General features: G+C 45.9%; 13 protein-coding genes and 2 rRNA genes (1 of these 15 only partly in view). 8 read left to right on the forward strand and 7 right to left on the reverse strand.

The window, feature by feature from the left end; all coding sequences use genetic code 11:
* The 6 genes from U1F02_RS12715 to U1F02_RS12740 form a co-directional block, all read left to right on the forward strand.
* Window positions 1–1,404, forward strand: a 23S ribosomal RNA gene (locus U1F02_RS12715); it begins 1,479 nt to the left of the window's first position.
* A 212-nt stretch (window positions 1,405–1,616) separates the two neighbouring features.
* A 5S ribosomal RNA gene (gene rrf, locus U1F02_RS12720) occupies window positions 1,617–1,732 on the forward strand.
* Between the two features lie 485 nt (window positions 1,733–2,217).
* Window positions 2,218–3,768 (forward strand): 2-isopropylmalate synthase, encoded by a 1,551-nt coding sequence (locus tag U1F02_RS12725; protein ID WP_409990775.1) that lies wholly within the window; start codon window positions 2,218–2,220, stop codon window positions 3,766–3,768.
* Between the two features lie 3 nt (window positions 3,769–3,771).
* Window positions 3,772–4,572, forward strand: coding sequence for a hypothetical protein (locus U1F02_RS12730; protein ID WP_409990776.1), 801 nt, complete (start codon window positions 3,772–3,774; stop codon window positions 4,570–4,572).
* A complete protein-coding gene (rimI, locus tag U1F02_RS12735) occupies window positions 4,569–5,054 on the forward strand; it encodes a ribosomal protein S18-alanine N-acetyltransferase (RefSeq protein WP_409990777.1) in 486 nt (161 codons plus the stop codon). Before U1F02_RS12730 ends, rimI begins: the two co-directional genes overlap by 4 nt.
* Before the next feature lie 224 nt (window positions 5,055–5,278).
* Entirely contained in the window at window positions 5,279–5,782 is a 504-nt protein-coding gene (locus U1F02_RS12740) for a DUF1993 family protein (protein ID WP_409990778.1), read from the forward strand.
* A gap of 70 nt (window positions 5,783–5,852) precedes the next feature.
* Here U1F02_RS12740 and U1F02_RS12745 read toward each other — a convergent pair whose 3' ends face one another.
* Genes U1F02_RS12745 through U1F02_RS12775 form a run of 7 tightly spaced genes read right to left on the reverse strand, consistent with a single transcriptional unit; the run spans window position 5,853 to window position 11,794 of the window.
* Entirely contained in the window at window positions 5,853–6,569 is a 717-nt protein-coding gene (locus U1F02_RS12745; protein WP_409990779.1) for a hypothetical protein, read from the reverse strand.
* Window positions 6,559–7,098 (reverse strand): DUF2878 domain-containing protein, encoded by a 540-nt coding sequence (locus tag U1F02_RS12750; protein WP_409990828.1) that lies wholly within the window; start codon window positions 7,096–7,098, stop codon window positions 6,559–6,561. The genes U1F02_RS12745 and U1F02_RS12750 overlap by 11 nt, the downstream gene beginning before the upstream one ends.
* A 9-nt stretch (window positions 7,099–7,107) precedes the next feature.
* Window positions 7,108–8,376 carry a class I SAM-dependent methyltransferase gene (locus U1F02_RS12755; protein ID WP_409990780.1) on the reverse strand — a complete coding sequence of 423 codons (1,269 nt, stop codon included), beginning with the start codon at window positions 8,374–8,376 and terminating at the stop codon, window positions 7,108–7,110.
* A 3-nt stretch (window positions 8,377–8,379) separates the two neighbouring features.
* A complete protein-coding gene (locus U1F02_RS12760) occupies window positions 8,380–9,231 on the reverse strand; it encodes a DUF1365 domain-containing protein (protein WP_409990781.1) in 852 nt (283 codons plus the stop codon).
* Complete coding sequence (locus U1F02_RS12765) at window positions 9,231–10,481, reverse strand: NAD(P)/FAD-dependent oxidoreductase (protein WP_409990782.1); 1,251 nt, start codon at window positions 10,479–10,481, stop codon at window positions 9,231–9,233. The genes U1F02_RS12760 and U1F02_RS12765 overlap by 1 nt, the downstream gene beginning before the upstream one ends.
* A 46-nt stretch (window positions 10,482–10,527) precedes the next feature.
* Window positions 10,528–11,310: an SDR family NAD(P)-dependent oxidoreductase gene (locus tag U1F02_RS12770; protein WP_409990783.1), complete on the reverse strand. Its 783-nt coding sequence runs from the start codon at window positions 11,308–11,310 to the stop codon at window positions 10,528–10,530.
* Window positions 11,303–11,794 (reverse strand): nuclear transport factor 2 family protein, encoded by a 492-nt coding sequence (locus U1F02_RS12775; protein WP_409990784.1) that lies wholly within the window; start codon window positions 11,792–11,794, stop codon window positions 11,303–11,305. Before U1F02_RS12775 ends, U1F02_RS12770 begins: the two co-directional genes overlap by 8 nt.
* A 251-nt stretch (window positions 11,795–12,045) precedes the next feature.
* On the opposite strand from U1F02_RS12775, the gene U1F02_RS12780 reads away from it, so the two are divergent.
* Together U1F02_RS12780 and U1F02_RS12785 are read left to right on the forward strand one after the other, a co-directional pair.
* A complete protein-coding gene (locus tag U1F02_RS12780) occupies window positions 12,046–12,681 on the forward strand; it encodes an RNA polymerase sigma factor (protein WP_409990785.1) in 636 nt (211 codons plus the stop codon).
* Window positions 12,678–13,364: a ChrR family anti-sigma-E factor gene (locus U1F02_RS12785; RefSeq protein WP_409990786.1), complete on the forward strand. Its 687-nt coding sequence runs from the start codon at window positions 12,678–12,680 to the stop codon at window positions 13,362–13,364. Before U1F02_RS12780 ends, U1F02_RS12785 begins: the two co-directional genes overlap by 4 nt.
* Window positions 13,365–13,446: the final 82 nt, after the last annotated feature.

Consider the following 13,446-nt stretch of genomic DNA (forward strand, 5'->3'; position numbering starts at 1 on the left):
CCGGGAGTTCATACGCCGAGCACCGAGACCAGGCCTTTTAGGCTGAAGTCACTGATCCCACGCTTCCAGGAAAAACCTCTAAGCTTCAGGTTATGCAGACCGTACCGTAATCCGACACTGGTAGGCAGGGTGAGAATCCCAAGGCGCTTGAGAGAACTCGGGTGAAGGAACTAGGCAACATAGCACCGTAACTTCGGGAGAAGGTGCGCCTCGAACCGTGATGATATGCATCAGGAAGCGGATCGAGGCCGCAGTGACCAGGCCGCTGCGACTGTTTATCAAAAACACAGCACTCTGCAAACACGAAAGTGGACGTATAGGGTGTGACGCCTGCCCGGTGCTGGAAGGTTAATTGATGGGGTTAGCCGCAAGGCGAAGCTCTTGATCGAAGCCCCAGTAAACGGCGGCCGTAACTATAACGGTCCTAAGGTAGCGAAATTCCTTGTCGGGTAAGTTCCGACCTGCACGAATGGCGTAACGACAGCGGCGCTGTCTCCACCCGAGACTCAGTGAAATTGAAATCGCTGTGAAGATGCAGCGTTCCCGCGGCAAGACGGAAAGACCCCGTGAACCTTTACTATAGCTTTACACTGAACGTTGAGTTCGTCTGTGTAGGATAGGTGGGAGGCTTTGAAGTGTCGGCGCTAGCCGGCATGGAGCCAACGTTGAAATACCACCCTGATGTGCTTGACGTTCTAACCTAGGTCCGTAATCCGGATCGGGGACCGTGTATGGTGGGTAGTTTGACTGGGGCGGTCTCCTCCCAAAGAGTAACGGAGGAGCTCGAAGGTACGCTCAGCGCGGTCGGACATCGCGCACTGTGTGCAAAGGCATAAGCGTGCTTGACTGCGAGACCGACAGGTCGAGCAGGTACGAAAGTAGGACTTAGTGATCCGGTGGTTCTGTATGGAAGGGCCATCGCTCAACGGATAAAAGGTACTCCGGGGATAACAGGCTGATACCGCCCAAGAGTTCATATCGACGGCGGTGTTTGGCACCTCGATGTCGGCTCATCACATCCTGGGGCTGTAGCCGGTCCCAAGGGTATGGCTGTTCGCCATTTAAAGTGGTACGCGAGCTGGGTTTAGAACGTCGTGAGACAGTTCGGTCCCTATCTGCCGTGGGCGTTGGAGATTTGAGAAGAGCTGCTCCTAGTACGAGAGGACCGGAGTGGACGCACCTCTGGTGTTCCGGTTGTCACGCCAGTGGCACTGCCGGGTAGCTATGTGCGGAAGAGATAACCGCTGAAAGCATCTAAGCGGGAAGCCTCCTTCAAGATGAGATCTCCCTGGGGACTTAATCCCCCTAAAGAGCCGTTGAAGACTACGACGTTGATAGGTTGGGTGTGGAAGCGCGGTGACGCGTTGAGCTAACCAATACTAATTGCTCGTGCGGCTTGACCATATAACAGAATCGACTGTGTATGATGAAACGCTTCAACATGATTAAACGAAACGACGGACTTGCAATGACGAAAGTCATTAATAAGTAGATACACAAAGCAACAATCAGCTCAGCAAGCTGGAAACAGTAAAGCTTTACATCCACCACCCTATTTGAGTCAATCGAGGCCGACATCCTACATGTCCTAAGACCTCCGAACTCATACCGAATTGCTTGACGACCATAGCAAGTTGGAACCACCTGATCCCATCCCGAACTCAGAAGTGAAACGACTTAGCGCCGATGGTAGTGTGGGGTTTCCCCATGTGAGAGTAGGTCATCGTCAAGCTCTTAAATCTAAAACGCCCGACAGTATCTCTGTCGGGCGTTTTTCTTTGTGGTTATTCCCCCAGCTAGCTCTTCGCCCTTCTTCTTTTCTCGACTCCCGCTATTCAAACAAATAAGTCGTTTGAATCCACGCGATCTTACGCACTCTATGGTCAATGTCTCACACGAAATGCAGATTTTAGCGACTGGCGCCTCAATCCTGATTCTTTACAATGGGCACCACATGGACGTCATCACGAAGGGATCTGTGATGAAAGGACAATAGTCTCAGGACGAGGCGTTACAAAGGAAATGCATGGATAAGGCAGTGATGCCGCAGGATCTGGACGATCCTTGTCCCGCAATGGACTTTAGGGAGTCGCAGGACGCGCTCCCTTTTTTATTTCCTACAATTTTTCTTTCATCCCTTTGATTCTGCTTCTTTAATTCTCTGCTTCGTAGTCGTTTGTTTTATAATTGCTCCAACTTTTGATTTGGACAATTGCTATGAGTAATAAAGATAAGCTCGTTATTTTCGATACAACCTTGCGTGATGGTGAGCAAAGCCCTGGTGCTTCCATGACACGCGACGAAAAAATTCGTATCGCTAAAATGTTAGAAAAAATGCGTGTCGATGTTATCGAAGCTGGTTTTGCGATTGCAAGTCAAGGTGACTTTGAATCTGTCCGCGCTGTTGCAGAAGCTGTAAAAGATTCGACAATTTGTAGCTTGGCGCGTGCCGTTAAGGGTGACATAGAACGAGCCGGAGAAGCCATAAAACCTGCAAACTCCGGGCGCATCCATACCTTTATTGCCACTTCACCTATTCACATGAAATACAAATTGCAAATGGAACCTTCAAAAGTTCTCGAGCAAGCTGTAGCGGCTATTAAATTGGCTCGTCAATTTACAGATGATGTAGAGTTTTCCTTAGAGGATGCGAGTCGCTCCGAATTTGATTTCATGTGTCGTATTATTGAATCAGTTATTGATGCAGGTGCACGTACAATAAATTTGCCGGACACGGTTGGATACGGTGAACCGAGTGAATACGGATTGTTGTTCCGTCGCTTAATTGAAAATATCCCAAATTCAGACAAGGCGATTTTCTCAACCCATTGCCACAACGATTTAGGCTTGGCGGTTGCGAACTCACTGTCCGCTGTTATGAACGGTGCGCGTCAGGTTGAATGTACAATTAATGGTTTGGGCGAGCGCGCAGGTAACGCGGCGCTAGAAGAAATCGTTATGGCGATTAAAACTCGCAAAGATTTATTGCCGGTTGAAACACAAATAGATATTAGCCACATAGTTCCAACATCTCGTTTGGTTTCGAGTATCACCGGGTTTCCCGTTCAGCCTAACAAAGCCATTGTCGGCGCGAATGCATTTGCCCATGAGTCTGGTATTCATCAGGACGGCATTTTAAAACATCGCGAAACTTACGAAATTATGCGCGCGGAAGATGTAGGTTGGCATACCAATAAATTAGTTTTGGGTAAGCACTCGGGGCGCGCGGCTGTAAAGGCTCGCTTTGAAGCCTTAGGAATTACGTTTGAAAATGCAGATGCATTAAACGCTGCTTTTACCAAGTTCAAAGATTTGGCAGATAAAAAGCACGAAATTTTTGATGAAGATCTTCAAGCTTTGGTGAGTGAGGCAAAGCCGCAAGAGCTGGTTGAAAAATATCGTTTGGGTGACATGGAAGTTATTTGCAAGACGGGCCAAAACCCAGCAGCTAAGTTAATTATTAATATTGATGGAAAAGATGTTTCTACGCAAGCGACTGGGTCAGGGCCTGTCGATGCAACCTTTAAAGCAATTGAAAATGTTGTTAATAGTGGAGCCCACTTGCAGTTGTATTCCGTAAATGCAGTTACAGAAGGTACGGATTCCCTAGGTGATGTCACAGTTCGTTTGGAGCACGAAGGGCACATAGTGAATGGCGTTGGTGCAGATACGGACGTGATAACAGCTTCCGCCAAAGCTTATTTGGATGCACTTAATATTTTGTCTGAAAAAGTTGCGAAGCATCACCCGCAACACGACGGTATCTAAACGATGAATGAATTTCACCGGCAAATGTATCTCTCGGCGATAGGTGTAGACACCTACATGCCACGCTTTCAATTGCCCTTTGCCCGTGTATCGATTGCTTGTGAAATTCAAATTTTTGTCGAAGAAGTTTTTTCTGTGGCTGAGCAGCAATCGCCTAATGCGGATTCTTCCTTTGTTCAAAAGCCCGCTTCAGTAAACATGTCTACTGTAAATGTGGCTCCCGTTGTGAGTCTGATCGGAAATATTTTCGAAGAACCTAAAGTATCGCGTACAGTTCCTCAATCTGTTTCAGCGGCCGATATTTTGGCTCAGCTCGATTCCAAACCTAAAACGATTGAGCCTTTCAGTTTAAGTATATGGCGCCCCATTTCTGGTCTAGTGGTGGTGGATTCGCGCAATACAAAACTTGCGCTACCTACAGAGCAATTATTCCAGAATATAGTGCGATCTTTTTTTCCGGACGAGGCGATTGTTACGAAGGAAGAGGTTTTGCGTTGGCCAGCTATCGAGAATAGTTTTGCCAAACGTTCCGCTGCAGATGCAAGAAATGAATTGCAAACCTGGCTTTCCGTACAACATGAAATTAGACCGATAAAACATTTATTGCTGATGGGGGGTAACGCTGCTACTTATCTTCTGCCAGACCAAACGCTTTATCCAGACAGCCTTTTCAAGAAGATTCCTTTGTTGGATTCCTCTATAAACGCATTGATTCTGCCAAGCCTAAATGAGTTGTTACAGAAGCCAATTTCTAAGAAGCAACTTCAGTCTGTACTGTGTAAATATCTAGCAGCATCTAAATGAATCATTTTGATTTACCCTTAAAACTCACCACTGTTACGGGCTTGGATTTGTCGTTGCGGCTGCTTACAGAAGAAGATCTGGCCGCGGTGATGGAGTTGGAAAAAAGTGCGCATTCACATCCTTGGCGATTGTCGAGCTTCGAAGATTGCCTTAAAGGGCGTCAACGCTGCTGGTTGGCGGAAGCTAAAGAAAAGCTGGTTGGCTACGTTGTTGTTACTCACGCAGGTGGAGATGCAGAGTTGCTCAACATTGCAGTTTCGCCGAAATTCCAGCGCAAAGGTATAGGCTCCGTACTTTTGCAACACGCTATTAATTGTGTTGTTGGTCACGCAGATATGCTTTTTTTGGAAGTCAGGGTCTCCAATAAAAAGGCCATCGAACTTTATTCAAAAGAAGGTTTTTTTGAATTGGGGCATCGCAAAGGTTATTACCCTACTTTAAACGGCCACGAAGATGCATTGCTAATGGCTAGCCAACTCTGATTAATTTTTCGGCTTTTATTTCGCAATTTTCGCTGCATCCGCAAGGTGTTTCGGATATATGCGCTGTCGCCGAAATATTTATTTCGCTATCGTAAAACCTACCGAAAGTCGAGCCGCTGACAAAAAGATACTTGGCTGCTGCAGTTGAAATCGGGATATCACCCCCCCATCCTTGAGATGTTAAAAATAATCATCGCCAATAATCGCAAAGCTAAGGAGTTACTATGTTGTACGACATTACCGTTACCCAATACAGCAAAATGCTGGGCAATCTTAGTCAGTTTTTGAGCAAAGCGGCTGAATACGCTGAATCTAAAAAGTTTAATGTTGAGGTGCTCTTGAATAGCCGTCTGGCTCCAGATCAATTCAACTTGATTCGCCAGGTTCAGATCGCATGTGATAGCGCAAAGTTCGGTGCATCACGTCTGTGTGGTAAGGAAGCGCCAAGTCACCCAGATACTGAGACAACCCTGGCTGAGTTACAGGCTCGTATCAAAACTGTACAGGATTATCTGGCAACATTTAAACCTGAAGATTTTGAGGGTGCGGAAGAGCGCCACGTTAGCCAACCGCGTTGGGAAGGTAAATATTTAACGGGCTTGGAGTTCGCTATTCAGCATTCTCTACCCAATGTGTATTTCCATATCACTACAGCCTATTCCATATTGCGCAACAATGGCGTTGATCTTGGCAAGAAGGATTTCCTAGGCAATATGCCTTTGAAATAATTTTATTCGCCTGAGTGCAATAAAAAAGCCCGCGTTCGCAGCGGGCTTTTTTATTGGGTATACGCTTTAACTATTCCGCTCTGTAATAGTAACGAATGTGCGCAGTTTGAGTTGATCCTGTCTCGTCTTCTATATTGACTACGCCATTAAAATTTACAAGCCGACGTTGATCGTCGTAACCGAGTTTAATATTGCCGAGCACCAAGCGTAAAAGTGCGTTGTCAATCTCGACAAAATAGCAATAGGGTGGTTGAGTGGTTTCATTTTTTTCGGCACATTTTTGTGATTCAAGCTTGCGTACTCTAAGGGATAAAACTTTTTGGTGGGCAATGGATGCGAAATTGACGGGAAGAACCTTTCCCGCTTGCAAATCATCCCAATGCTCGCGAATAAAATAATCAAAACCTGCGTCCACGACATCCACGTCCGCCATAGATATCTGTGTGCTTTGCATTTTTTCTTTTCGGCTCGCTTGATATTGCATGCTAAGCAGTTGCTGGTTTATGGATGCTAGGCGAGTTTCTCCAGAACGTGAATCTATTTGTTCAATGGAAGGCGTTGCAGGGTTAGCGGTACGGGCAACTTTCTTTTCTGCAAATTTTTTTCCGTCTTTAATATAGGAAATATCCAAATTGTGCTCTGAAGAAATTTCAATATGTTCGCAATAAAGGAAGTCACCTGACGGCGATTGCGCAACACCAAGGATGTGGGTTTCTTCATTAGGGTTACATAGCTGCATTACGTGAGGTGGCCATAGAGCAGCAACCATTATCAGGCTAGCGAGCATTGAAGATATCCTCAAAATAATAGCGTTTCACCGAATTGAGTAGCCAGAGTAAGCTAACCCATAAAACACTTATCAAACCGAGGCTGATAAGGTACGGATCATTGACCGCAACATCATCATTAAGTGCGGCGCCCGCATAATAATTTATGGGAATTGCGATGCTAGATACGAGGTAGGTCAGTAGCGGTTTTTCAAATACGAATGTCAAACAGGTTCTTAAGGCTACCGCAAATAGAATCCACAAGTTGACTAGCCAGAAAGGGGGAAAGGTAATTACATAGAACTTGGTTGGGGCTGAGCTATAAAGAAATCCTGCGGAAAAAGAAATTGTTTCCAGTATAAACCCGAGGCTTGTCACAAGGACGATCCATAAAAATTCCTTGTACAGTGAATCCTTAGGTTGCTTGGCTAACGAAAGGTATATAGCTGAAAACAAAAGGGTGTAAATAAAACTAAGAAAATTGTTGGTTGCCACACAAACAAACCAGCCTATTTGAAACGCAACGCCGTAAGCTAGCTTGGTGACCATGTTCACGGGCTAATGCACACGTGGGAGTTCGCGGGCGCGCGGTTTAGCAAATACATATTGCACTGTGCTAATAGCTCGTTCAGCAAAACCACCTTCGCAATAAGACAAGTAGAAATCCCACATACGAATAAAAACATCATCAAACCCTTGGGCTTTGACGGCATCAAGATTTTTGTGAAACGCGGAGCGCCAATCAGCGAGGGTGCGCGCGTAATCTTTGGTTATATCTTCCAGCCCTACAATTTGTAAGTCGGTATCTTCAGCGACATGGCGAGCAACTACTGCGTTACTAGGCAAGCATCCACCAGGGAAAATATATTGCTGAATAAAATCGGTATTTTTTTGTGCATATTCAAAACGCTGGTCTTGAATCGTAATGGCCTGAATGAGCATGAGCCCATTGGGTTTTAGCAGGCTGGCGCATTTGGAAAAATAGGTGCGGTAGTATTCATGACCAACGGCTTCAATCATTTCAATCGAGACTAGTTTGTCGAAGGTGCCTTGAATCAGGCGGTAATCTTGTAGGAGTATGGTGACTTGATTTTCCAATCCTTCCCGCTTAACCCATTCGGTTGCATGGTTGAATTGTTCTTGCGAAATGGTCACGCTCGTTACGCGGCAACCCGTTTTTTTTGCGGCATAAACTGCCATGCCACCCCAGCCGGTGCCAATTTCCAATAAATGATCTTGGTCATTCAAGTTCAAGCGTTCGCAAATATGCGCCATTTTGTGTAAAGATGCTTCTTCCAAGCTCGCCGTTTCGCTCGGGTAAATAGCGGCGGAGTAAAGCATAGTTTTATCTAAAAATAACTTGAAGAAATCATTACCTAAATCGTAATGCGCAGAAATGTTTTCTCGAGCTTTGGCGATTGTGTTGGGGCGCAAGCGGTGAGCAATGCGACAGAAAATATTAAATACACTGCTCCATTTAGAATCTAGCTGCTGCAATACTTTCATGTTGATCGCCATAAGACGAATCACTTGAACCAAATCTGGCGACCACCAATTTTTGAACATATAGGCTTCGCCCGCGCCTATGCTCCCCCCAAACACAACTTGGCGATAAAAGGCAGGATGTGTGACGGAGATATGCGCAATTAAATCTGCCGATTCTTGTGGCTCACCAAAGCTATAAATTTCACCTTTGTCTTCAAGGGTAAGATGGCCATGTTCAATCTTTTGAAGTAACTGCAACAGAATTTTGCGCGCAAAATTATCTAACCAATCGCGTTCAGCTAGGCTTGATGATTTCTTATCAATAAGACTGATCGACTTCATAGACTAGTTTCCTTTTTGTATCCGGTTGCTTGTTTTTATAGACGCGGAGGCTAGCGAAATTTTCGATTTGTTGGGATTTAAATGCTTGCTGCCGGGATGATTAAAAATGGGAACGCCTTTCCACCAGAGCTTTAAGGCCTGCCAATAAATCGCACTAATAACTTTTACGGTCATCCATGGGAAACGGATCAGGATTTTATTGAGGGCTGCGGTGGATATTTCTTCCCTGCGCAATGTCATGGTGGCATCCATGATTTTCTCGTCGCTCTGCCAGTTCTCTAAATGTAATGCCAAAGTATCGGAGGGTGTTGAAGAGTGCCACCTATACATCATCTCGATAGGGTTGAACGGAGAAACATGGAACTCTTTAGTGAAATCTACATGTTGCTTGCGCGCAAAATCCTCGCCCGTTAACACATAGCTGTGGCGTTCGTTCCACGGAGTGTTGTGTACTTCCGCCAAAATAGCGACCAAGTTTTCACCCGTATCATCGAAACAATAATAGGTGCTTATAGGGTTCATGTTAAAACCCCAATAGCGTAAGTTCACGAGCATTCTAATGGGGCCAGTGAGCATAATTCCTTTTTCCTCAAACACGGTTTTACGGACCGCTTCATCAATATCAAGATTTTCATTCGCTTTTTTTGCACGCTCATTTATATGAAAATCACCGCGTTTGAACTGCGCGGGCGCGAAGTGTGTTAGCGACCAAAAGGGGCTCAGCGAAAATACTTGCGCAATTTCTTTCGTATCCAAATACATCATAAAAACCTGGTATTGGAATTCATGCTGTTTGGGATGGAAACGTCGGTGGCGAACGCTACCTGTATAAATTGCGCTGGCGAATGTGTTCATTAAACTTTAATTCCGAATGCGTTTACAACACGTAATGCGCTATTCACGCCATCCTCATGGAAACCATTAAACCAATAGGCGCCACAGAACCAGGTGCGGTTAACGCCACTTATAAGCGGCCAAGCAGCTTGCGCTTGAATCGCAGCTTGACTGAAAACGGGGTGTGCGTATTCGTATTCGCCTACAATTTTACGTTGATCAATTTTGTGTGTTGCATTGAGCGTTACGCAAAATTCAGTATCGCTTTTTATGCCTTGCAGGATATTCATGGAGTAAGTAAGAACGGGCGGCCTCTTCGGGTCGCTGTCTAATAAATAATTCCAGCTCGACCAGGTTTTGCGACGGCTTGGCAATAGTTGCGAATCTGTATGCAACACAACGGCATTTTTTTGATAGGCGATGCTGCCTAAGACTGCACGCTCATCATCGCTGGGTGAATCTAAAGCAGCTAATGCTTGATCTGAATGGCAAGCAAATATGACCTCGTCAAACTCTTCAGAATGGCCATTGCTGACAACTGTAACTCCTGTTTCGTGGCGAATTACGCGGTCGACCGGGCTGTTTAATTTGATTTTGTCTTTAAAGCTTTTTGTTAAGGGCTCAATGTACGCGAAGGAGCCGCCCTTAATAACGCGCCATTGAGGTCGATCGGTAATATTCAATAAACCATGGTTTTTAAAAAATCGAATAAAGAACTCCAAGGGAAATGCAAGCATAACGCCTTGTGTTGCAGACCATATGGCTGAACCCATCGGAATTAAATAACGTTCTTTAAATGCGGTTGAATATTTTTTTCGTTCTAGATAAGTACCTAGGCTTTCGTTGGGTGCAAGCCGACCTGCTTCTAAATCGGCAATAGATTCTTTATTAAAACGAACTATGTCACTCAGCATGCGCCAGTGTTTAAAGGATAATAAATTTCGCTTTTGAGCGAAGAGGGTGCCGAGATTAGTGCCGGCATATTCGAATTTTTGCTCGTGGCTGAATACGCTGAAACCCATCTCGGTAGCTTGGGACTCAACGCCTAATTCATTCATGAGCTTTATAAAGTTCGGGTAAGTCCAGTCATTAAAAACGATAAAACCTGTGTCAATGAAATAATCTTTGCCATCGACAGTAATTTTTTTTGTCGCTGTATGCCCACCCAAGCGTGGATCAGCTTCGTACAAGCGAATATCAACATGCGGGTTTAAATAATAGGCGGCTGTTAAACCCGAAATTCCGCTGCCGATGATTGCAATTTTTTTCACGCACTTTTCTCTTTGGTTAAATTTTTGGGAACTGGACTTTGAATTTTTATCTGAATTGCGGCCAGTCATGAATTCTGGTGAGTTTGGGTGCAATCCATTTGTACCACGGGCCTGAAAAAAATCCCCAGAGTTCCAGCGGCCAACTTAAGCGCTTGGGGAAATCAATAGCGAACTGACGCTTTTGCAATTTCTTGATGATGTATTCGCTGGCGTCCGCCGCGCTCATCATAAAGGGCATGGGGAAATCGTTATTTTTCACCAATTGCGTGGCGATAAAGCCGGGCCTAATCAAACTTAAATCCATGGGGATGTGCGACAAGTCGGTTCGCAAGGATCGCATAAAATAATTCAGCGCTGCTTTGGATGCGCCATAAGCTTCCGCGCGCGGAAAACCAACGCAGGTTGATAAGCTACTCACTACTGCAAATTGCGGGCGAAGTTGAGCATTTTTTAGCAGTGGTAATGCGATGTTCAGAGTGCGCACCACGCCAAAAAAATTTATATCGAAGGTGCGCTCATACATTTGCGGGTTGAAGCTTAAGTTGTCTTCATACTCACAAATTCCTGCGGCGCAAATAACCATGTCGAGGTAATCGGTAATTTCGCGCAATTTGCTTGCGGCCTCACTGAGGTCTAAACCGCGACCCAAATCGATGGGGAGTACTTTTATTTTGCCGGGGTACTGTGCCGCCAGTTGTGCTAAGGCTGCCTGTGAACGAGCACTGACAATCACATAGTTACCGGCATGCGCTAATTGCTCTGCAAGCGCTCGGCCTAAACCAGAGCTAGCGCCAGTAATCCAAATGCAACGGCCGGTTATCTTACTCATGGTGTTGCCCGTGCGAATTATCGACTTCGCCAACTTGCTGGGCGATGCGCGCGTTGACTTTTTTCACGGCCCAACCCAATACAGGTACATGCTGGTAAATCATCGCGCCCATATCGTAAAAGTCTTCATGATATGTGATGTGGCTATCGAACTTAATTAGCGTTCCACCGTCGAGAGTTAAAGGTTTTCCTGAGGCTAAGTTTGGATGTTGGTAGCGCATCTTCCATTGAAAGAAGGCTTGGTCGTGCGAGACAACTTCGTTATGGATATCAAATTCGCAACGCAGCTCATCACTGCAAAAGCCTGCAAAGTAGCGGCTGAGTTCAGGAATGCCGTGGAGTTCGTGAATAGGGTCTTTGAAGTTGATCTGAGGGCTATAAATATCGGGCAGGTTACGAATGGTTTCTTGGTCAAACTTTTTGTAGAGCTGTTTAAAGCGGGCTGTATCGAACACCGGTTGTTGGCTTTGCTGCTGTGTGTCCATGGAATTGCCCTGGTGTGCTTTTGTTGGCGTTATGGGTTAATGTCACTTTGTGGATGGAGTCATAAGTCAATGAGGCCATTCGGTATTAGTGACGTCACTAGCGGCGCATTGATATGCATCTTATCCGGTTTTACGTTGCGTTTGATGATTTGGATCAGGAATAGATTTTGACGTCATCTCGGCTGATCCAAAATCTAAACCGGCTCGTACAATGCCCATACCTCCACTGAATGAGGCTCTTTGAGATAAACATGATTTCAATTCCAACGAGCGTACCCTCTCGGCAGCGCGACGATACTTGGAGCAAAATGCTCGAGCGGGTAGGTCAAGACCGCGATGAGCAAGCGTTTGGCCAGCTTTTCGCTCATTTTGCGCCGCTCATTAAAGGCTTTTGCCTAGGCAACTTGAACAGCAGCTTTCCTGCAGATGCTGCCGATGAGGTAGTACAGGAAGTCATGTTCAAGGTGTGGCAAAAAGCGCCGACCTATGACTCCACCAAAGCCGCGGCATCAACGTGGATTTATACGGTGATGCGGAACTGCCGTATCGATCTCATGCGCCGGAACCAGCGCACACCTACCGACGGCGATGTGATTGATATCGATGATATTTGGGACGAAGCCGATGACGATCAGGCTTTTGTTTATATGCAGCAATCCAGCAATGAGGCACTTATCGATAAGTCATTTAGTCAGCTACCACCTGAGCAGCGGCAGGTGTTAACTCAGGTTTATATGCAAGGTAAAACGCATCAACAAATCGCACAGGAAACTGGCCTGCCTTTGGGTACCGTGAAATCTCGCGTGCGAATCGGATTAAAGAAAATGCAAACATTGATTTTGGGCGCAGAGAAAGCGGCGGAAAAAAATAGGGGGGCGTGGCAATGATCAAACATCATCCCGACGACAATCTCCTGACCGAATATGCCAGCGGCAGTTTGGATGTAGCCCCCGGCTTGATCGTGTGTGCCCATTTGCAGGTATGCCCTCATTGCCGCAAGCGCGTTGAGCAACTTAATAAGTTAGGCGCGACCATTTTAACCAGCAGCGTGGCTGAAGCCGTGCAACCCGATAGTTTTGCGCAACTGATGAATCGCATTCGTAAACAGCCTGAATCTGAGCCCGTGCGTTCGAAAGGGAGCGAAGACTTGCACCCCAATTACGCCCGTGACCCGTTGTTTAAGCCTATCCCCAAAGTAATCGCCAAGCTTTTGCCGCGCGATGGAAAGTTGCAGTGGCAGCGTGTATCCAAAGGGCTGAAGTTTGCTCGTTTAATCACCGGGCAAACCAAATACGAAGTGGCTTTCCAGCGCATTACCAGCGGCAATAAAGTGGTTCAGCATGACCATCGCGGTATGGAAATCACCATGGTGTTGTGTGGAAGTTTTTCGGACGAAGATGGTGTTTACAGTGAAGGCGACTTTTTAGTGCGCTCGCCGGGAGAGGTTCATCGCCCAACGGCTACCCAAAACCAAGATTGTCTCTGCATTTCTGTGGTTGAAGCGCCAGTCAAAGTGACAGGATTCTTCGGCAAGTTGGTCAATCCCTTCCTGAGCTTTCGGCCTGCCTAATTCATTTGTCTAACTGAATTCGAAAAGCCCGCTATTCTTAGCGGGCTTTTTCCGTTTTGGTATTTGTATTTTTTGAAACAAA

It is taken from the genome of Cellvibrio sp., from assembly GCF_046347455.1.
Taxonomy (GTDB): Bacteria; Pseudomonadota; Gammaproteobacteria; order Pseudomonadales; family Cellvibrionaceae; genus Cellvibrio.